Annotated in this window: 12 protein-coding genes; 3 read left to right on the top strand and 9 right to left on the bottom strand. The window is 57.8% G+C overall.

All coding sequences use genetic code 11. The features are described 5' to 3' along the window. Positions 1–211: 211 nt before the first annotated feature. Positions 212–1978 (top strand): DUF262 domain-containing protein, encoded by a 1767-nt coding sequence (locus NKI37_RS16160; RefSeq protein WP_352789173.1) that lies wholly within the window; start codon positions 212–214, stop codon positions 1976–1978. Positions 1979–2104: 126 nt separating this feature from the next. Here NKI37_RS16160 and NKI37_RS16155 read toward each other — a convergent pair whose 3' ends face one another. From NKI37_RS16155 to NKI37_RS16145, 3 genes are all read right to left on the bottom strand, one after another. Further along, positions 2105–5575, bottom strand: a complete 3471-nt coding sequence (locus tag NKI37_RS16155; protein ID WP_352789176.1) for an ATP-binding protein — start codon at positions 5573–5575, stop codon at positions 2105–2107. Beyond that, positions 5572–6831, bottom strand: coding sequence for a metallophosphoesterase family protein (locus tag NKI37_RS16150; protein ID WP_023692693.1), 1260 nt, complete (start codon positions 6829–6831; stop codon positions 5572–5574). The genes NKI37_RS16155 and NKI37_RS16150 overlap by 4 nt, the downstream gene beginning before the upstream one ends. A 71-nt stretch (positions 6832–6902) precedes the next feature. Then, a complete protein-coding gene (locus NKI37_RS16145) occupies positions 6903–12491 on the bottom strand; it encodes a DUF3320 domain-containing protein (RefSeq protein WP_352789179.1) in 5589 nt (1862 codons plus the stop codon). A 698-nt stretch (positions 12492–13189) separates the two neighbouring features. Between NKI37_RS16145 and NKI37_RS16140 the strand changes: the two genes are divergently transcribed. Both NKI37_RS16140 and NKI37_RS16135 read left to right on the top strand, forming a co-directional pair. Beyond that, positions 13190–13639, top strand: coding sequence for a Ros/MucR family transcriptional regulator (locus tag NKI37_RS16140; RefSeq protein ID WP_031210551.1), 450 nt, complete (start codon positions 13190–13192; stop codon positions 13637–13639). A gap of 36 nt (positions 13640–13675) precedes the next feature. Then, a complete protein-coding gene (locus NKI37_RS16135) occupies positions 13676–14503 on the top strand; it encodes a thermonuclease family protein (protein WP_196814152.1) in 828 nt (275 codons plus the stop codon). 29 nt (positions 14504–14532) lie between these two features. Here the strand turns inward: NKI37_RS16135 and NKI37_RS16130 are convergent, their stop codons facing one another. From NKI37_RS16130 to NKI37_RS16105, 6 genes are all read right to left on the bottom strand, one after another. Further along, positions 14533–15687 carry a DUF4236 domain-containing protein gene (locus tag NKI37_RS16130; protein ID WP_352789183.1) on the bottom strand — a complete coding sequence of 385 codons (1155 nt, stop codon included), beginning with the start codon at positions 15685–15687 and terminating at the stop codon, positions 14533–14535. A 59-nt stretch (positions 15688–15746) separates the two neighbouring features. Beyond that, positions 15747–16787, bottom strand: coding sequence for a hypothetical protein (locus tag NKI37_RS16125; protein ID WP_352789185.1), 1041 nt, complete (start codon positions 16785–16787; stop codon positions 15747–15749). Next, the gene (locus NKI37_RS16120) at positions 16784–18097 is read right to left on the bottom strand and encodes a methyl-accepting chemotaxis protein (RefSeq protein WP_023692689.1); all 1314 of its coding nucleotides are present in this window, start codon (positions 18095–18097) and stop codon (positions 16784–16786) included. The genes NKI37_RS16125 and NKI37_RS16120 overlap by 4 nt, the downstream gene beginning before the upstream one ends. After that, positions 18097–18915, bottom strand: a complete 819-nt coding sequence (locus NKI37_RS16115; RefSeq protein ID WP_023692688.1) for a hypothetical protein — start codon at positions 18913–18915, stop codon at positions 18097–18099. The genes NKI37_RS16120 and NKI37_RS16115 overlap by 1 nt, the downstream gene beginning before the upstream one ends. Then, complete coding sequence (locus NKI37_RS16110; RefSeq protein WP_023692687.1) at positions 18908–20347, bottom strand: hypothetical protein; 1440 nt, start codon at positions 20345–20347, stop codon at positions 18908–18910. Before NKI37_RS16110 ends, NKI37_RS16115 begins: the two co-directional genes overlap by 8 nt. Positions 20348–20982: 635 nt before the next feature. Further along, positions 20983–21228, bottom strand: a complete 246-nt coding sequence (locus NKI37_RS16105; RefSeq protein WP_023692686.1) for a hypothetical protein — start codon at positions 21226–21228, stop codon at positions 20983–20985. Between the last annotated feature and the right edge of the window lie 4 nt (positions 21229–21232).

Below are 21232 nucleotides of genomic sequence, written 5' to 3'. Positions count from 1 at the left end.
AATCCCCGCGTCACGGTCGTCACGACAAATGTCCGCTTTCGCGAGCGGCCAAGGAGCCCGGAATGACCGAGATGCGGCGCACAGCAGACGCTCGGCATTGGGCTGACTCTCCAATTCAGTAATCGAATCAATGGTTGAACAATCCTCTTGTCTCTCATTGACCGGAAGATTCGAACCAAGTAGGCACTATACCAACATGGAGGGGTAGCCGTTGTATAAGCCAGGGGGAACAATTGCCGAAGCACTCACTCGAATTCAGACGAAGAGTTACGTTCTTCCAGCCATTCAGCGTGAATTCGTCTGGAAACCAGAACAGATTGAACGGCTTTTCGATAGTCTCATGCAGGGCTATCCCTTCGGTACCTTTCTATTTTGGAAAGTAGAAGCCGCCACCAGTTCCAAGTTCAAGTTCTATGACTTCGTGCTGAACTATCATCAGCGAGACGCCGCACACTGTCCTGAACTACCAAAGCTTTTCCATCAAACCGTTACGGCGGTATTGGATGGACAACAACGACTAACTGCGCTGAACATCGGCCTGCGCGGATCGATGGCGATCAAGCAGCCAAACAAATGGTGGACCAATCCGGACGCGTTTCCTGTCCGGACGCTCCGTCTTGATTTGCTATCTCCGCCTTCACCCGACGAGGACGGGGCTCGGTATAGATTCAAGTTTCTCGACGATGCGCAGGCAGCGCGGGACGAATCCGCGCATTGGTTTCCAGTGCCTGAAATCCTCGGCATGAAGGATGGACCGTCGATGCTCTCCGCGTTGCGGAAGCGCGGCATCGATGGCGATCCATTAGAAGGCGCTTACGAAATATTGGATCGCCTCCACCGAGTGGTGAATTCCTACAACCTGATCAACTACTACGAAGAAGAAACCCAGGACCTGGAGCGAGTTCTTAACATCTTCATCCGTTTGAATTCTGGCGGGACGATCCTGTCGTATTCTGACCTGCTGCTTAGTATTGCAGTCGCCCAATGGAAGCAGGTCGACGCCAGGGCCGAAATTCACAAGTTGGTGGATGAGCTCAATAGGATTGGGACGGGATTTGCGCTCAGCCAGGACTTTGTTCTGAAAGCCGGCCTCATGCTCGCCGATATCGCTTCCGTCGGCTTCAAGGTCGAGAATTTCACCACCGCCAACATGCTCGCGCTCGAGTCTAATTGGCTTGCCATCCGTAGTGCGCTGGTCCGCACGGTAGAGCTTGCCGCCAGTTTCGGGCTGAATGGGCAGACGCTTAAGGCGGACAGCTCTCTCCTCCCCATCGCATATTATCTTTACAAGCGTGGCGCGCCCTCAAACTATGTGACCCACAGCCAGTACGCCGACGATCGGAATGCAATCAGAGGCTGGTTGGCAAGATCAATTGTGAAAGCTTCCGGCATTTGGGGAAGTGGCCTCGATACCTTGCTCACGGCTCTCAGGGAGGTGATCCAATCCAGTGGTGGACAAGCTTTCCCGGTGGATCAACTTCGGCAAGTGATGAGCCAGCGCGGTAAGTCACTCGCCTTTGAACCAGCTGAGATCGAAGATCTGCTCCATCTTGAGTACGGCGACAAGCGAACATTCCCGCTGCTCTCGCTCCTGTTCCCGTTCGTCGACCTTCGCAATCAGTTCCACCTCGATCACGTGTTTCCGATCTCCCGATTCACGGCTGCCAAGCTGCAACGCCAAGGATTCGGCGAGGCGCAGGCCGAGATCATGGCCCGCCACGCCGATATGCTACCGAACCTTCAGCTCCTTGATGGGGCGATCAATAATGAGAAGCGCGCAACCCTACCGGCTGCGTGGCTCACCGCGCACTTGCCTGATGCTGTGGGCCAGCAGCACTATTGCACCAATCACGAGCTCGGCAGCGTGCCAGCCGATCTTGAAGGTTTCGAGGCCTTTTATACCGCTCGGCAAGATCGCCTCCGGATCAAGTTGGACCAACTGCTTGGCAATCCGGTTGCGAAGCAGGGAGGAACATAACGTCGAATTCCACGTCCTGCTTTGCAGACCGCTCGGGGCCGAAATTCACCTTGCACTCGACCGTCAGTTCAGGTGGTCAGAAAGTTGATTGGTTGAAAACGGTGGTTTTGAAGGAAATACAAATTCCTAATTAAGCTGATGAATGACGGCCCCCGGCACAACTGCCTTGGCGATTTCACATAGGTGCTTATGGTGCGTCAGGTAGATCACCTGACCTTTGTTCGCCATCTCTCCAAACAATCTGAAAACCTCCTCCGATCGAATATGGTCGAAGGTTTCCATGATGTCGTCGGCAATGAAGGGCACCGAGGGCCGGAATTGTGCGAACTCGTAATAGCCGGCGAGCCTTAGCGCTAGGTAGAGCTGAAAGCGCGCGCCCTTTGAAAGCGCGTCGGTGACCTTGGATTGCCCGTCACCCTGCACAGCGATGAGCACCTCGCCGCCTTTTGCGGGCTGGGCTGTCAGCCCCGAATACTGGCCACGCGTCATTAGCTTGAACGCGTCTGATGCGCGCGCCATCATCCCGGAGCGATGGCTCTCACGGTAGATCCGCAAGGCATTTCCAGCCGACATGATGCCAAGCTTCAGCTCGATGTAACGAACGGCCTTCTCCTCGATTTCCAGCAGAGTTGTGCGCCGTTCGGCATCCAGGCGTGCGACCTCGCTATCGCCGCCGATGGCGTCCAGCCTATCGGCCGCGCGCGTCTGCCGGATCAGCTGTTGCTGGATGATTTCATCGAACTGGCGAAGCCGCTGCTCGCCCTCCGCCTTCTCGACCACGAGGCTGTCGAAATCGATCGCGTCCAAGATCGAGCGTGCCTGCTCGAACCCGTCGACCGCGAGTTCCGCCACTATCCGTTCCTCAAGTTCGGCGACGGTAGTGCGCAAGCCATCCCGCTCACGCAGCAGCTCGTCGCGTTCGACTACCTCGGACAGGGTGGCGACGCCAAAGACGCCCAGCACTTCGCTCTTGCGGCGTTCGTGTGCCGAAATCTCGTTGTCGAGGATGTCGCGCGTCTCCTTCAGACGCTTCAGGTCGTTGCCGAGGCTTGCCTTCGTTTCGCGTGTCCGCTCGGCGCGCTCCAGGCGCTCGGCAAGGCGGATGGCCAACTGCTCCGGCTCGCCATCCTTCGTTGGCTCGACGGCTTCAGCCGCAACGGCGATGACCTCGACCAGAAAATTCGCCCTGTCGGCCTCCATCTTGTCGATACGCAGCTGCAGGGCGTCCCGTTCCTGCAGAGTTCTTGACAGTTCGGCCAATTGATCTAGCACAGTGCCGACGCCGGATGCGGAGAGCCCGCTTTCGAGCCACGTTCCCTTGAGCGCTTCGGTAATGCCGGCCAGCCATTCCTCCTCGCGACGCTCCGCTACACCTACGGCAACCCGTCGGGCCGCTAGATTCTCTTCTTTGGAGCTCACCATTCTGAGCGCCTCGGCATATTCTGCATCTACCTTGCGCTGCCGATCGAGAAACAGGTCGGCGATGGCCATGATTGCTTCGAGGGTGTCGCTGGGCGCTGATGCTATGCCGACGCTTTCCAGTGCTCCTCTCATTTCCAAGCGCATCTGCTCACCCGCGTCAGCGGCTCGCTCCGCCTTCCTGCGGGCAAGTTCGATCTGTTCCCAGGCAGCGAGCGCATCGCTACGCACCCTGATCTGATCCTCGATCCTTTCGATCAGGCGCTCAGGCGATGCTTCGACGTCGTCTCCAAGCAGCTCTCTGGTCGCCGAGCGAATTTCCAACAATTGGGTGTCCACGTCTTTGTCGAGCTGAGTGCGTTGCATGCGGTTGCGTGACAGGTTGGCCGCAGCCTCGGCCAGGTCGCGAGCGGTTGCCCGGATCTCGGCCAGATCAGCCGCGCCGGCCAGCCGGCCTGCGCTGGCAATGTCATCGCGCGCTAATGCAACGGAAAAATCATTAGCGGTTTCGCCGGTCAGCGCTGCGCGGTGCGTTGCCCACGCATCATCGCGGACACGGCGGAGGGCGGCAGCCGCTTCATCGTCGACAACGTCGACCGAGGCACGAAGGGCATCCAATCGTGCGGCGAGCATCTCATGGTTGCCCTCGTATTCGGCAAGGCGTTCGGCAAGTACGGCGGTGCTCCTGGCCCGCTCTGACGCTACTGTCTTCCAGGCGGCAATGTGCCCTGCGCTCGGAACCGCGACGTTGGCGAGAGCAAGGGCATCTCCGCTCCATGGACGCAAGCGAGCGAGCGACGCCTCCCATCGAATTGTTCCCGCATCTTGCGCCTCGCGAGCCGCCCTGATCTCTGCCAAGTGTCCGCTTGCTCGCGCTTTCGACAAAGCCGAGCCCAGCCTTGCCCTGGCGGGTTCGGGCACCGCCCTTTCCTCGCCGACCCGTTGCCTTGCGGTCTGCAGCGCATCGACTGCTGCCGCGGCCTCGTCCCGAGCGGCGCGCACCCCAGTAGCAATCCCGGACCTTTGCTCGACCATGGCGCGAACGACGCCAACGGTGACGGCAGGCAGAAGCAGTGCGGCAGGGTCCGGCTCGGAAGATCGGCCCAAGGCGGCAAGGCAGCTTGCCACGGTGTTGTTGAGGATCCGCAGCTCCATTCTGCGCGTGGGCAAGTCAAAGCCAGCCGAGGTATGACGCACCTTGCTCTCCGCCAGCCCGCGAATGCGTTCGGAAATCGACAGAATCCGTTCGTCCTCATCGACCGCGGTGACTTTTGCCGTCAGGCGCTCGACCTCGTCGATGTTTGCGGACAGCCGCGTTCTGAGGCTGGCATCGTCATCGATCAGTTCGGTGACACTACCCGTCCATGTGCGGGCTGGGGAGGCGATGTCCGGCAGTTGATTCAGCCGGGCAATCTTGCGCCGGATATCCGCCAGCATCGGCGCCGTCCGCACGTAGCGAGCAATGGCATCCAGCCTGGTCGCCAGCACCGCTCGGTCGCTGATGGTCCCGTCGTACTGCTGCGCTGCGTCGAGACGTTCGGCCTCCAGGCCCTCATAGGTTGATGCAAGGGTGTCGATCGCATCCCTGCGCGACTTCACGTCAACAAGGCGCTTCTTCAGCAGCGCCAGTTCGGTGCCATGCGCCTGCTTTCGATACAGTGTGTCTGCTTCGGCCTCGAGGGCGTTCAACGTATCACTTGCGTTCCCAAGACCGGCGCTGGCCGTGAAGAGGAGCTTGCCGAGGTCGCCCCGCGACTCCAGGATCGACTTCCCACCCGCTTCCAGAGTCTCGTCGTCGAGTGAAAACATCGTCGTGTAGGCGTCACGCGACAGACCGGCGAGATGCGCCGTGATTGCCACGTCGCTCACAGGTTGACCCGTTGCGTTCAGTAGCGAATTAGTACGCTGTTTCGTACGCGTGAACGTGTGCTCGGAGCCGGCCAGTTCCAGCACCCCGCCGATCCGCATGGCACTGTATTCGTGCAGGAAGTTGTAGCGGCTTCGTTCCTCGATGCCGAACAGCAAGTCTAGATAGGCGGAAAGCGCCGTCGATTTGCCGGCCTCATTCAGGCCGAACACGATATGCAGGTCGGGTCCAGATTCCGGTTTGGGTCCGAAGTCGATCGTACCATCGGTGAACTTTCCATAGCGAATGAGGTCAAGGCGCCGCAGCCTCATGACGATCCACCAGACTTAAGGCGGGCAGTCACCAAGTCCGCGCCCTTGGAAAGCACCTCATCGAGGAACCGTTCCAGCCCGGCTTCGTCCTTCCCCGCAAAATCGCGTCCGTCGGCCGGCAGGTCAGCGACCATCTTTTGGACGAACGCCCTCGCCTCGGCGCGGAAAGCCTCCGAGGTGGCATCGGCGCGCATGGATTGCTCGAGTTCGAAAATCGGATCAGCAATATCCTCGGCGGTCTCCGCCCGAGGAGGCGCGAGGTCAAGCTCGAGCTTCTCTACCCACGTATGGCCTAGCAGTTCCGCAGCCTGTTCGGCTTCGGCAAGAAGGAGGTCCCTGTCGCGGATCAGCGCCCATAACAATGGTGACGTTCCTGTCAGGCCAATGCGGGCCACAGCATGACGCGAGCGGACGGCGGCCCGCATCTCCTCGAGTGCGTAGCGAACACGCGCGACTGCCTCGGGCCACTCCACTGCTCCGGTAAGGTCGACGCTGACCCGCTCGAACTGCGCAACGCTGGTCGGCCTTTCCTCGATCTCCACCGAACGGTCGTCGCGCACCGTCACCAGGGTGACCGATTTCTCACCGGCCTCGTTAATATCCCTCCCCTGCGGTATTCCCGGCATCACCACCGTGCTTGCCCCGGAATAGACTTGACGAACATGAATGTGGCCAAGCCCCCAATAGTCAAAACCGTGGGCGTGCAAGTCAGCGATGCTGCAGGGCGCGTAAGCGTCGTGACCGGGCGATCCCGCCAGACTGGTATGCATGATGCCTATGTTGACGGCCCCTTCACGAGCCGCCGGATATTTGGTCAGCAGGCTGTCCGGCGCCTTAGGGTTTGCAAAGCTCAAACCATGGAAAACGACGTCAAGTCCGCCGGCTGTCTGCAATACCGACTGAGCACGACCGCCAAAGATGGTAACGGTGTCGGGAAACACCAGCTGTTTGGAAATCCGCGACAGGGCGTCATGATTGCCGCGGATCTTGAAAACCCTGATGCCGGCCTGGTGCAGGCGTGTCATCTGCGCTGCCAGGAACCGCGCAGTTTTCATCGAGGTCTGATCGCCATCGTATAGGTCGCCAGCAATGACCAACGCGTCCACACGTTCCTCAAGGCAGAGATCCACTATCGAAACGAATGCCTGGCGGCTGGCGTCGCCCACGAGCCCGGCAAGATCGGGATTTCGCATCGCCAGCGAACGAAGCGGCGAGTCGAGATGAATATCGGCCGTGTGTACGAATCGAAATGCCATTCGGCCTCCGCCGGGGAAAGAGGTGTTCCGAGCTTCGACAGAAATTGCAACGAGGGCGCTGCAGCGCCCCGTTACACTTCAGCTAGTTTCTCGCTCGCGGATTCGCCGGCCACCAACAAGCCGTCTTGGGACCGTAACAATCCCCTGGCAACCAAATCGGCGACCCCAGCTGAAATCAACTGCCTCAATTGTGCGCTTGTGGCTTTGAAGCCCAGCATCCTCGCAACGCCTGTGGCGATCTCTTCTTCTGTCGCACCGAGGTTGGATTTCACGACTTCCATGGCGCCTTGGGCGACTTCGTCCTGCGCAATCATTTCGGGCTTGCGCAATCCAGCGGAGAAAACCCCACTGCGATCCCTGAGACGAACAGGAGCACCTGGCTTGAAGCAGAAGTTGCCTCGACGGGCTACTGCACCACCTCTCTGTGCCATGCTTACCCCTCGCTCGATTGCATCCTGAATCCTGCCACCGGCCCGCTGCAGACCCCAGGCGTCCCGAATACGCGAAACTATTTCGTCGAGATGGATCGGTGTTTCGGTAGCCACGACCTGCTCGACCAGTCCGGCCATGATTCCGCTGGGCGTCTCGTGGAGTTCGAACAGTCCCGGTCGCCTTAGTTGAGTCTCCTCGTAGGCTCGATTGGGTGTCTCGGTTCCGTTTGTGCTTTCGAGACCGATTTCCGTGACGTTCCCTCGGTCGACCGTAACAACCTGCACAGCAACAGCACGATTTCTCTGAACCCCCAATTCGGCTCGCTCATCGAGTTCTTTTCTCGCAGCCTCTATCGCTAAGATCGTTCGCTCTAGCTGTTCACGAGGTCGTTGGAACCAGTCAGCGCTCCAGATGCGATGAATGATCCAACCATGGTCTTCCAGAACAGACTGCCGAAGCCGGTCACGATCCCTGGCCGAGCGAGATGAATGATATTCTGCGCCATCGCATTCAATGCCGAGTATATAGCGGCCCGGCCTCTCTGGATCCGCAACCGCGAGGTCAATGAAGAAGCCGGCAATGCCCACCTGAGCATGAACCTGATAACCCTTTTCGATCAGTGCCTTGGCTACCTGTTCTTCAAAGATTGAATCCATTTCGCGAACCGTGGCTTGGGCAAGCGAAATTCGCCCTGTTCTCGCGTAGTGCAAGAAGAGCTTGAAGGCGAAGATGCCTTTCCCTTTGCCACGCTCCAGGTCGATGTCCTCGTCTGTGATGGACGCAAATACCTCACAGCTGCGCTTGGCGCGGCTTATGAGTACGTTGAGCCGACGCTCGCCGCCTTCCGCACCAAGAGGGCCGAAACGCATGGCCATGTATCCCTGCGCATTCTTGGCATACCCCACTGAGATCATGATCACGTCGCGCTCATCGCCTTGAACATTCTCGAGGTTCTTGACGAAGAATGGCTCGCTGGGATGAGCGTGGAAGAACTCCTCCGTATCGGGATTTAATCGCCGCAGCGCTTCGAGTTCATCCTGGATCGCGCGGCGTTGGCTAACCGAAAATGTTGCAACGCCTAGAGTCTCTTGCGGGTTCACCTTCGCATGACGGATGATTGCTTCGGCTACTGCTCTCGCCTCTACCGGATTGGTTCCTGTTCCGCCGGAATCGAAGACCCCCTCCGGCACATGATGAAACCGCAACCCCATGCCCGCCTCTTGGGTATAGGGGCTTGGAACGATGAAAAGCCGGTTCTCGTAGAACTGGCTGTTCGATACGGCGATTAGAGATTGGTGACGGCTACGGTAGTGCCAGCGGAGCATACGCTGCGGCAAGCCGCGGGCCGTGAACAGTCCAAGGATGCTTTCAATGTCGGCGACCTGCGCGCCCTCGCCCTCGTCATCGTCAGACTGCGAGCCTGTCATCTTCGCGAAGAATGTCGTGGGTGGCAGTTGGCGTTCGTCGCCAACGACGACCACCTGATTGGCCCTGGCGATCGAGCCAAGCGCGTCCACAGGCTGGATCTGAGATGCCTCGTCCATCACGAGCAGATCGAAGGACATCCGGCCGGGCGACAGGAATTGCGCCACCGAAAGCGGGCTCATCATGAACACTGGCTTGAGTGCCTGAATGGCGGGCCCTGCCTTCTGCATCAATTGCCGAATGGGCATGTGGCCTCGTCTGCGCGCCATCTCAGAACGAAGCAGTCCGACAGGTCCAGCTCCGCCGTCTCTTGAAGGAATTTTCCGGTGATGGGCCGTCACCACTTCGATGGCGCCGGCCTTGATGCGCTGGCGGTCCAGATCTGCGAAGTCACGTACAGCCCTGGAATGCAGTTCCCCGTCGAACCTTGCCAGCTCCGGCTCATCGGTCGCCATCGCCAGAAACATTCGTTCGTAGTAGGCCATGTCAAAAACTGATCGTGCCGATCCTGTTGTAATCTGGCCGTTGGCTAGACCGTCTATCAACTGTCCCACTCCAGCCTTGCGAGCTGTTTCGGATCGCTCTTCATAGGCAACCCATTTCGAGAGCTGCTCCTGATGATCGAGCCAACCCTGTAGTCGAGAAACGACCTCACCTATCGCGATGTCTGGAAAATCGTCTACTCCAAACAACGAGGGAGCATCGGCCTTCAAATCGCTTGAAAGCGCCTTCAATTCCTGCGCTGCCGCCTGGGTCGCTTCCCGTGCTGAACGAGCCGAGTTTGCGATCTCTTTTCTTTCAGGTAACCGCGCAGCCAAATGTCGGATTGAGCCATTTTCTCTCAGCCAAAGCTCGGCTTGCGTGAGAGCGGCCCAATCCGATCCTCGACCGAACCACGACGAGCCGAATGCGAACCTACCAAGGCTTTCCCCGGCATCGATCTCTTGAGCAAGCGCTTGTAGTCTGCCTAGTCGGCGCAGTAGCTCCACCCGCTCAGTGATCAGATCCGGAACGTCAGTCAGAACCTGTCGTGACGCATCATCGGCTTGAGCTACCGTGCTCGCCTTCGCTTCCATCAGTTGCAGTGAGGCCCGCTCAGCGGAAGCCACATCACCTAGCATGGATGACGCGAGATGGCCGAGATCGTTCCAGAAACCTTCGATAATCGGCCGACCGATTTCGATAACCTTGCGAACTCGCGCTGCACGCGCACCGGCCTCGGAGCGTTCCGCCATCCGGCCGGCGATAATCCGAGGTTCCGAGCCTAGCCCTCGTAAAGTGCGCATCCACTCCACTAGCGCCAGCAGTGGCGCGGAAGCCGATCGCTCCCCACGCCAATCTGCCCCGAAGGCGGAGCGGCCAAAGGAGTCGCCTTCGCGGACTCTTACTGCGGCCGCCTGGCCCTTCATCAAAAGGTCGAGGAGACCCACTATCTGCGTCGCAGGCGCACTACGGTCGACCACAATAGTCCGCACAAGTGCAGTGGCGCGACGGTAGTCGCCGTTCAAAGCTTTTAATATCCCGGTGTGTGTGGCGAGCGCTTGCCGTGCCGCGGCCACCTCGGTGCTCCACGCGGCGTCAACAACCTTGCCCTGAAGGTCGGCTTTGGCAGCCTCAAGCGTCGCTACGCTGTCGGCAAGGTCGCCTGCCTGTTCAAGCCCGGAGTCCCAAACTGTGGCTGCGAATGCCTCAGGGCTTGCATCGGGGGCTGCCGCAACTCTCTCGCCGGTGACCACTAGCCTGAGAAGTCCCGCAAGCGTGTCTGGTAATATCGCCGATCCGAGTTCCTGATTCAGGCGCTCAGCTTCTTCCGTCAAGCGTGGGAGCAGCACGGTCAGCTGTCGCGCACGATGGAAACCATCTTTCGGAAATTCCGAGGGAAGCTTTGCAAGCTCTGTCTCGAGACCTTCCATTGGCGTGTCGACAGCAGTCGTCGCCAACTGCTCCGACAGTTCCTCAGACTTGCGCGCGAAATCCGTTCCTGTCCACAGAAGCGATGAAATGTCTTTTGGACGTTCATCCCACACCGGCGAGACTAGCGCCTCAGCAGGAAGCCCAGGTGCGGAAGCGAGAAGTTCCGCGCGATCTTCTATCTCGCCGCTGTCGCTGAGAACTTGCGGGGGCTCGGCCTCGATCCGCTCAGCAATATCGACCAATTTGGCGTGCAGAGCCTTGGCTTGATCCAGCAACGACGCAATGCGTGCGACGAGCCTCTCAATGGTCGTTGGAAGAACGACATCCAGGCCAACTCCCCGCCATGGGTGGTGGATCGGCAAGCCGATCTCGTTGATCCGCTGAGAGACCTCATCGAGCAGCTTTCGACGTTGCGAAACACCGTCGTTCGTCCAAGTGGTGGCATCCTCAAGTTCAATATCAACTGGTTTTTGTCCACTCTGCCTTAGTCGGGTTAGCTGGCCAAGAACCTGGTACGGAGTGAGTTCGGACGTTCCAAACGCAACATGCATTCGTGCAGCATGTGCATTGAGTTTATCGCGAGCCTCCAGCAAGCGCTCAGTCAGCGAAGAAGGAAGCTGTCCCCGAGGCGAGCCGAGTTGCCAGGTGCGCCGCAACTCCTCCAGCATCATGCGCTTGTTCGCCTTGTTGCTATGGAGCTCGAGGCAGGCGTCCCCCACCCCAGCCGTGTCAAGCCGTCGCTTCACGACCTCGAGTGCGGCCATTTTTTCGGCCACGAAAAGCACGGTCTTTCCGTCGGCAATGGCCGACCCGATAATGTTTGCGATTGTTTGCGATTTTCCTGTCCCGGGCGGACCCTGGATAACGAGGTCGCGACCTTTCCTGACGTCATGGATCGCCAGTGTCTGAGAACTGTCACTGTCGACGATATGCAACATTTCGGCGGGCGCGATATGCGGATCAATCGCAATGTCGTCCGACATCAGCGGATCGCGTGTTTCGAAACCGTCTGAAAGAAGCGAGCGGATCTTGGGTTGTTCGATAATCTTTGTGCCATCCGGCCAGAGATCCGGATCCAAGTCACGGTACATCAAGAACTTCGCAAACGAGAAGAAGCCGAGCACCATATCGTCGGCAAGCACCTCCCAACCCTCTTTGGTCGCCACGGCATCGGCAACGGCATCGAGATAGGCCGAGACATCGAAGTCGTCTCCCACCTCAAAACGCGGCAGAGCGAGCTTGTGTATACGGTCGAGATAGAGTTCCAAGGAGAGGTTTGCGGTAAGATCTTCCGGCCGAGCTCGCAGCCGGAATTTTTCTCCAGCGGCCCCTCGCTCAAGCCGAACCGGCACCAAAATGAGCGGAGCCTGACGGATGTTTTCTTTGTTGTTCGGGTCAATCCACTTCAGCATTCCAAGGGCCAGAAAGAGGATATTGACGCCCTGCTCTTCCTCGAGTGTGCGGGCATCATGGTAGAGATCAAGGAGCCGCCGCTGCAGCCCAGTTGGGGTCATCCGCGTCTGCAGCTTGGTGTCTGAGTGTCGCGCGGATACCCCTCTATTGTCGACTTCCTCGTCCTCAGGCTGAGCGAGAGCGACGGGGGAATAGTCGATTTCCTCGTCTGTGGGGCTGCTTCCGTCGTGGCCTGCTTTCGGCCTATCGGGCTTGCCGGCCAGGAAGGTAAAAGCTTTTCCTTCGGTCACCAGCAATCGATAGATTTCGGACGACTTCTCGTCGACGATGTCGATCGTCTTCGCGCTCTTGGAAAACCGCGGCACATTCAAAAGTCGATTTCGGGCGGAAAGATCGAGCAACTCCATCCTGGCGCGCTCGAGCTTCTCCTTTAGAGGGAGATCGCTTTGGAAGACTGACTGTTTAACGTCCAACACTTACACCCCTTACAAGGCGGACCACTTAGAGCCTGCGTAAGAGGTCGCGCAAGAAAAAACAGCCGTTTTCAACTTCAAACGACTGCGGTCAACGCGGTAAAACGTTTAGTATTGTGACATTCGATATGGGCGAAAAGTTATTATGCTCTGGCCCAGACCACCTAGTTAATCACTATCTGACGAGGGTTCTCTCTCCCTGCTGCCATAGATAGCTGCGTCGATCATGTCTTTGTCCGACATGGAGAATCCGTTGCGGTATCGCACGGCCCCTGCAGTTGGGGCTCGGTCCGATCCCTTACCTTTCCCGTCAGCAACACCGCCCTTTGGCTTACCCTTGGGCGGATCTTTCGAAAATGTCATAGCTGCGATCCTTGCTCTCTCCAACTCTAAATCCATCCATCGGCTACGCTCAAGCCGCTTTCTCGGTCATACAGAGAAAGCGCCTCTCAAACATTGGGCGAACCTCGCCACCGCGTGTTGCATGGATTGATTGCCCTTGGTCGCGGCACGCTTCCTGTCGTCAACCGGGTTCAAGAAAAGGGTGGCTACCACTGGCGTCCTTAGCGTCTTAAGTGCTTCAGGTAGTCCATGAAGACGATGCACTGAATGCGGAGGGCTTTCATTCGTTGGAGGCGGCTGGTTTTTTCGACGGATAAGTAATAGAGGGGTGTTATATTGACAAATTACGGAGCTATGAATTGGCTGACGAAATCCAAAATACCCCCGGCACACTGATCGAGCTTACCGCCGACATCGTTGCGGCCTACGTAAGCAAAAATCCAGTGCCTGTCTCTGCCCTGCCCGACCTCATTGCGAGCATAAATTCATCCTTGACGCGCATCGGTCAGCCAGTTGAACCGGAAAAGCCGACCCAGGTTCCTGCAGCCAACCCCAAGCGCTCGGTCACGCCGGACTACATCATCTGCCTCGAAGACGGCAAAAGATTCAGGTCACTTAAGAGACATCTGAGCACACATTTTGGCCTGACACCCGATGCCTATCGTCAAAAATGGGACCTGCCAAAAGATTACCCCATGGTGGCGCCTAACTATTCGGCGACTCGCTCTAAGTTAGCAAAGTCGATGGGCCTCGGTCGCAAAGCGGCGGCGCCGAAGAAAGCGCCCGCAAAGAGGGGAAAGGCACGTTAGAAATCATGCGGCCAGCGTTTCACAAAGGATCAGAAATTGAATAGCGATCGCTATTCTCATCGTCGCAGCGCGCGACCCAGACGCGGCAAGGGAACAACCGTTCGCAGACGTTTCTTTTCAAGGGTGCCGTTGCGCCTGATCCTGATGATCGTGGTAGCCTTGGCTGCTTACGTCGCGCACTATTTTACGGGCCCGGGCGACCAGTTAGATGGTCTCGATATAGCAAACTCGACCGGGTCGACACCGGCGCCGATCGTCGGCATAGCATCGGTGGTTGATGGAGACACGATAGAGATCCACGGGCAGCGTATCCGCTTCAACGGCATCGATGCACCCGAAAGCCGCCAATACTGCAATGACGCAAGCGGACATCAATACCCCTGCGGGCGCCAGGCCGCCGAAGCACTGGCGAATTTCCTTGCGGCTTCGCGGCCTGTCCACTGCACATTTGTTTCATGGGATCGGTACCGTCGCTTCGTCGGTGATTGCCGGCGCGCGGACGGTGTCAGCGTCGCGTCCTGGATGGTCGAACATGGCCGAGCCTTGGACTGGCCCCGCTATAGCCACGGCGCCTATGCGCAACAGCAAGCTAATGCTGAAACTGCTAAGGTTGGAATCTGGATTGGGACTTTCGACAACCCTTGGGATTGGCGCGAAAAGCATGCCGAAGCTTCGAACCCAACCAAAAGCCCACTTGGACTTATCAGCCGTCGCCAAGTAGCACAGAGCTACTCATGCCAACCTCGCCGCTTTTGCACGCAGATTTCATCCTGCGAAGAAGCGCGTTGGTATCTCGACAACTGCTCATGGGGGAGCAAGCTGGATCGAGATAGCGATGGGATCCCGTGCGAAGGCGTTTGCTGACCTGCCGTGCTTTGAGCCATCGCCGACCATCACTCCCTTGAATGCGCATTTAGCGATATGGATTGGCGGCCGGAGCTTCGATGCAATTGCGCGAGCGCCGATAGAGCCTGGCAAAATGGCTGACTGACGTTTGTCTTGGAAAATTCCACCAGCTCGTTAAGTCCGGACGAGCTAGAAAGCCGCAAGGCTTCGTAGAGGCAGACAGGGATCTGCCGATTATCCTTGAAGCGTTTGTCGGGCCCGCCGTTTTTGTTGGGATGAGCCCAGGTGTAGCTCACGATCTCAGCATCAGATGGAACTTTGCCGGTCTCGATAAAATTGGTCGGAGCAAATTGCGTCCGAAGATCTCCATATCCAACGGCGCCGTATCGGTTTCCGTCCTTCACCAGGACTAGGTCAGGCATGAAGTAAAGGATTTGCCGGCCGACATGGAGCGAAGGTGGCGTCACGTTGCTGCGAACAACCTTCGGCAATGTGCTCTCGAGCGTCGTCGACTTTTTGTCGACCAGCATCGTCGCGCCGGCGTTGCGCTTCCAAGCCGTCAGGTCCTCTATTTTGCCACCAGCAGCGACATGCCATTTTCCTGCGCAGCGAGTGAGGGTATCGAAGGCGGTGACAAGTCGCCCGTAGGCAGCCTCCGCGTCTTGCTCCAGATCATAGTAGAGGACGCTCACCCGGCTGTAGCTGTCAAACCATTTGCCAAGAAGCATACCCGGCACAAAGGCACCTATGCCCAGAACCGGTGCGGCACCTCCGATCTTGGTTCCCACGAGGAAGCCTCCTATCCCGAACAGAACCGCGAGCGCTACCGACAGCCGCGTCTGCGATTGCCGCGCATTGATTTCATCGAGCACACTGGCAAATGTCTCGTCCCGCATCTCCACCACATCGCGGGACTCGATTTCTCTCATCACGACGCCGTCAGAGACGTATTCCGGGGGCGAGGATTGTGGACGGGGTTGCGGTGCAGGCGGGTTTTGAGAGAGCTGGGCTACCTTCTTCGCGCCGGCCTTGCCTAAGGTGCCTCGATAATAGAGACCACCGACGCCCGCGTGGATATAGTGGCCTCGTGGCCCAGTGCCGATGCGGAGGCCCTTCACGCCGACGGAAGCGCCTACCCCGCCGGACGAGAAGTTAAAGCGGAATGGTCCCGCACTGATCGATTTTCGAACGTAAAACCCCATGCGCCAATCCCCCCAACTCAACTGCCGTACCGGCTAAAGCGCCAGTGTTCCATCGCCATTCATGGCTTGGCGCCACCAACGGGCGCCAATTTGGACCGCTGCCTCACCCTAATCTCAATGCGTCTTCGAGCCCTCACATCGCCCATCTGCGCTCCGTCAGTGAGATGATCGCCGGGCAATATGAGCTGACCGCCGGACATCGGCAGAATCGTGAACCCCTTCAATTCGGGCATGTCGCTGAGGATGCTCGTCACGGAAATCGCTCGCGCCAGCCCAAGGCCGGCATTGTCTGCTGGATGGAGCGAGCCAATTTCCACTTTGCCCGACAAAACCGGTTGGAGCCCCTTGTCCATGTTGGAGAATTCGCCCGCCATTGCCTGCTCATCCGTGTGTCCGATGACCTCAATCACGTCGACACCGTACGACGTTGCAATGCCCGCGATTGTCTTTGAAAGATCGCGCAACTTTGTTTTGAACGGATCCGAGAGCTCTGCGCTTCCGGTATCGAAATTATAGCCATCCAGTTCGCTGAGACTAATGATCGGCGGCCAATCGTGAGGTTTTGCTGCCTGCGCCGGCTTTGCAGCCTTCTTGAGCGCATCAGTCAGATCCTGCAGCCCTTTGTCGGTGCCAATGTAACCAAATTCTTTCAAGACCTTCGCCGCATCTACCATGGCCTTGGCCTGATCAACGCTTATGTCGTTGTCCGCAAGGACCTTCGCGACAGGGGCATTTCGCACGGCCTCCTCCAGGGAAATCCCTGCTTCCCTGACCGACTTAACAGCATCCTTGGCCAGGACCAGCTCGCGCCATTCTTCGTCGGGAAGGGCTCGTCCGCTCGCGGGCTGAAACACCGCTTTTATCTGAGCCAGAAGCCGCTTGTTTTCAGCATCGAGCTTTTGCGCATTTTCCTTGCTTGATTGAGCTGCTCTCACCGCCTCATCGGTCTCCTTCTGCTTTTTGCCAATGATGGCACCGGCAGCAAGCAGCAGGCAGAACACCAAAAGGAGCATTGTCTCGGCCATGGTTAGGCCCAGTATCAAACCGCGGCCGTAACCCTTGCGCTCGAAGGCGACCGAAGTCCCGCCAGCGTCACTCACCTGCCCCACCAACTGGTTCGCTTAGGCGGTTCCGTTCGTTCTGCAGGAGGCTCGCTTCCCAGAGATTGGAAAGCGTCTGGTTGGGGCTCAGGCTCGACCTTGATCGGTGCGCTCTCGACGGTGTCATTTGCGGCCATATCTGTCCGCGGCTGTTCTATCGCGATAGGTGCGTTGAGAGGGGGGGCAGGCTTCGGCGCGTGAAGGGTTCTTCCTGCCAGGGTTGCGACAAGGTCTCCGGTGTCCTTGCTTTGCTTTTGCACCACTGCAGCAAGCGCCTGGGTCAAGCGCTGTTGCGCTTGGACGCTCTCCGCTGTTTGCTCCGCGGCTGCCACAGCCCTTTCCACACCTGCCGCCACTTTTGCCACAGCATCGACGATGCCAGCCATGCGGGCTTGCTGTTCCTGCGAAGCCGTCTCTGTTTTGACAGCATACTGAGCGACAGCGCTGCCAAGGAGTTTTACCATCGGCGCCAGATCGTTCTTAAGGACCTCATCAGGGACGACAACCTTTTCCAACTTGGTGGCTACGCTGTCGGCCTGTTCACCCAGTCTACCAACTGAAGACGACATTGAGCTGTTGGCTTTGTCGAGCAGATCGGCTGCCGCCTCGACCCGCTGTGCGATCGACGAGAACTGACTTTCGATCTGCCCAAAATTGTCGCTCAAAGCGGTGCTGAGCTTTCCCGAGGCTTCCTGAACCGGTTTGATCGATTCCATCGCGATTTTATCCAGCGCCGATCTTATGTGCTCTCCGTTCCGCTCCGCTTGAACGGCAATTTCGGCAAAACCCTCCTCCAACATCTGATTGCTGACGCGGCGAAAGTCAGCGAATTCCCTGGTTACACTTTCCATCTCAGCTCTTACACGACGCGTCATATCCGCGAGTTCGTGCCTGGCCGTCCGTTCGATGTCGGCAGGATCGCGGCGCATCTGATTGTAAAAGATCCGCAGAGCAATGCCCGTGATCGTCGACGTCACCGCGATACCAAAGTTCCTCACGATTGTGTCGGTGGATCCTTCGGAACCAAACTGAAACAGCGATACGCCGAGACTCGTCAACGTAAACAGGAAACCCATGTAGTAGAGATTGTCGCCAGTCTGCTCATCGTGGAGCCGCAGCTTGCCGGTGAAGACGGACGCGGCAAGATAGATGAGCATCAGGCATACCGGTGCGCTCGCCGCCATTATCGGGTCTACGCCCGACAGCTTGGCTATTGCGATGAACACACAGCCGCCCAGGGTTAGTGTCGCAAAGACGACAAGGGGCAGGCTCGGATGTCCCAAGAAGGACTCCCCTCGCTTCTTGGCCATCAGTTTAACCCCTCCAACCCTACCAGCTTCTCAAACTCGCCATGATGACCTTGAACCCACCGGGTCCAGAACTCTGCATGTTCGAAAGAGCCAAATGGCTTCTTCGCCCTATCGACATAGAGTATCGTAACCCCCACGCCATCAAGCGATGTCCCGTAGGTCCTGTCAGCCGAACTATCAAGGTACTTCTGATAATCGAGACCCGAACGATATTGTGAGTACAGCGCCGTATGTTCAATCATATCCGACACGACTATTATTCGCTTTGCGGTCTTCTCTTTCGCCAAACCGCTATCGAATAATGACAGTTTTATTTTCTGAATTCCGGCCATGATTGGAGATTGGCTAGCGGATTCTCCATTGGGAATCTGGTCGGGAAGCTTCGTCAGAGGGTCCTCGAATGCATTTTCCCATTTCTTCTGCCGCCGGGACGGATTGTTCGTCCAGCTGTCGACCGTCGAGCCATCGCCCGGGTTGCATCCATCAAACATGACAGTCAGGTCGCCGGGGGTCGGGCCCAGCGTCAATATCCTCAGATAGCCGCCGGGCTCGACGCGCCCAATGGTCTTACGGAATTCATTCTTCAAATCGGCCATGGTTATTGGCGAAATCGGGTCGGTGGCGTCGATCAAGACCGCCGTCAGGCTTACAGGACCGCCCAACGGGCAATTCGTGCTGGCGTCGATTTGGTCCTTCCCGGATCTCGACCACATCCAAACAAAACCGGCCAGCATCGCAGCCGACAGCACGGCCAATCCAACTGCTGCCACAATGGTGCCGCCACTGCCATTCTTTCTTCTGCGGCCCCGCCTAGCCATTCACGCTGTCCGGATGAAGCTTGTCGAGATCTCGGTACTGTTCGATCCCCCGCTCGCATTCCAGCCCGATGAGCCGCACCTGAGCGTTGAGTTCTTCCTGCGCGTCACGAATTGAGGCGCCTAGGTCCTTCTCGCTCCATTCATCGTCGGACGATATCAGGGGTTTTATGCGCTCGAGTCTGTAGGGCGTGGCAAAATGTTTTGGCGCTGGCTCTGTGCGGGCCTGGATATTGGCCTCCCTGTACTTTGCGAGAAGCTGGTTGCAGGCTCGCTCCAGCTGGTCTTGATGCTGCACAAAGAGCGTCAGCAGCCTCGACCGATGATCGATGATCGCCCGATGCTCCCTGCGTCTGCTCCCCAGCCGCTTGACGATGTCCTCCACCTTCTCGTTGTGCTCATCGCGCACCTCTTGCAGAGCCTCGATGAGCTCGCTCTTGCGCTCGATGTAGTCTTCCCTGCGAGCGACCAATCTGTTTTCGACACCCGCATAGCCTGGGTATGGGTCGAGAACGAACCAGCCGTCGATAAATGCAAAAATCGAAAACATGAGACCGATGCCGAACAGAAGCCAGGATTTCACGTCCATAAGGCCAGCCGGATTGGCGAGCATGCTGCGCACGACCTCGACGCCAGCTCCGTCCACAAAGGACCCGCTAACCTCGCGGTAGTGCGCAAGCGCCAAGTTTATGGTCAATGCCAAGCCGATATAGGCCACTATCGACAGCGCGCCGATCAGCTTGACGAAAAACGATCTGTGGGTCACCAGGCGTGCACAGAATATTGCGAAAAGCAGAGCGGCGCCGATGTTCAAAAACGAGAACGCGGCGGCTTCGAGGAGCCCGCCAAAGAACCCCTGTTCATTTCCTTTCGAAAGGAAGTTTCCGTTCATCGCCGTTTCGATGAGGAACAGGAAGATTAGCAGGGAGACTCGGAAAACATGGGCCGCGCCGTGCTGAACCCTCACAGCGCGGACAAGCCCGTGCTTCTGTTTGAACCAGTCGTGTTCCTTCTCCGCATCGTTGAGCGATTTGCGCAGGCCGTGAAGTTCGTCCAGGCCCACCGCGATCGAGGCCTTGAAATCGGAAACACTGGCGGCGTTCGCCTGACGGATCAGACCAAACTGCTCTTCAAAGTCGAGGCCAGCCAGTCGTCCGGACAGAAGCTGTAGGCTGTCCTCGAGGGTGTGGTGTGCGGCCTTCTTTTCGTCCTCGACCCTCTCGATCACCATGTGCTCAACATCGTCGAAAGTCTTGGCCGCCTTCGGAGGTTGGTTCGCCTCTCCCCGCTGCGTTCCACGACCTGCGAGAGCCATTTCGCGATCAATTTTCGCGACATCCAGGCTATTGAACAATTGGGTAGTAGCGCGGAAATCGTGATTTGCGTCCAGCAGAGACTCTCGCAATTTATTTAGTTTTTCGAATTTTGATCCCACCGCACGCGCCCCGCACTCAGATTTTCATACATTTGCCCCAACACAAATGGCTTCTATGCACAGTAGGAGCAAAGGGCAACTGCGTCTTCACAACTCTGCCGCCCGCTGCTCAGGAGACGATTGTCTGATGTAAGATGATGATAGCTGCTGTTGGCAGTGGCCTCACGGTTAATGGTTGGGGCCAGGCAACACACCCGATCCCCGGCCACCTGTGTGGCGAAGGAGGTTGAAGGTCACGCCATCGTAGATCCAATTGCAGCAGCCCATCAATACCAGTTGCCACTTTACGCCAGCAACGACCTGGCCCGGGCGATCAAGAAGGCTATTCCTGTTCTTACTTCGCGCATATCCGCAAGGTGAATCCGCGCGACGATCCGTTCCTACACGACAACGCCACGTTCGCTCCGCTGCGGTCGCCGAGAATAGATCCTCTGGTCGGCGTGCGTGTAGCGCCGGGCCGTGCTTTGGTGAGAAAGTTGCGGATCAAGGTCACGTGCGAACGTTGCTTGACAGCAATTGGGTGCATGCCACCGGCGCAGTCTGCGCGTTTGCGCCAGGTATCGCAGAACTGCGAAAGCTTATTGCGGGACCGACTTCGTAAGTGCGCCCAGCTTCGAGCTAGGACGACACGTGGCCTAACGCGACACCTCCCAATCCTCCATGATAAGCGTGTCACCATCGGCGAAGCCATTCGTAGTAATCTTTTCTCCCACCAGCTTATCCAGTGCGTGGTCTCCGTAAGAAGGCCCGGTTTGCCTCTGGAGCACAAACTTTTGACCCTCGTCGGTCTCCAGAACGACGGCGTCGCGTTCGCTCTTCGAGCCGATATCGGTACGCTCCGAAGTCACTTTCCCAGTGATCGTCACGCGTTCGAAATTCATATCG

Origin of the sequence: Mesorhizobium sp. M0626 (assembly GCF_040320665.1) — a bacterium.
GTDB lineage: Bacteria > Pseudomonadota > Alphaproteobacteria > Rhizobiales > Rhizobiaceae > Mesorhizobium.
The sequence above is the reverse complement of the archived record's forward strand: the minus strand, read 5'-3'. Positions and strand labels throughout refer to the sequence as shown.

Excerpts from the sequence above, each read along its gene's own strand:
- NKI37_RS16105 (WP_023692686.1), bottom strand. The coding sequence starts at position 21,228 with ATGAATTTCGAACGCGTGACGATCACTGGGAAAGTGACTTCGGAGCGT.
- NKI37_RS16150 (WP_023692693.1), bottom strand. The coding sequence starts at position 6,831 with ATGGCATTTCGATTCGTACACACGGCCGATATTCATCTCGACTCGCCG.
- NKI37_RS16130 (WP_352789183.1), bottom strand. The coding sequence starts at position 15,687 with ATGGGGTTTTACGTTCGAAAATCGATCAGTGCGGGACCATTCCGCTTT.
- NKI37_RS16115 (WP_023692688.1), bottom strand. The coding sequence starts at position 18,915 with ATGGCTAGGCGGGGCCGCAGAAGAAAGAATGGCAGTGGCGGCACCATT.
- NKI37_RS16155 (WP_352789176.1), bottom strand. The coding sequence starts at position 5,575 with ATGAGGCTGCGGCGCCTTGACCTCATTCGCTATGGAAAGTTCACCGAT.
- NKI37_RS16120 (WP_023692689.1), bottom strand. The coding sequence starts at position 18,097 with ATGGCCAAGAAGCGAGGGGAGTCCTTCTTGGGACATCCGAGCCTGCCC.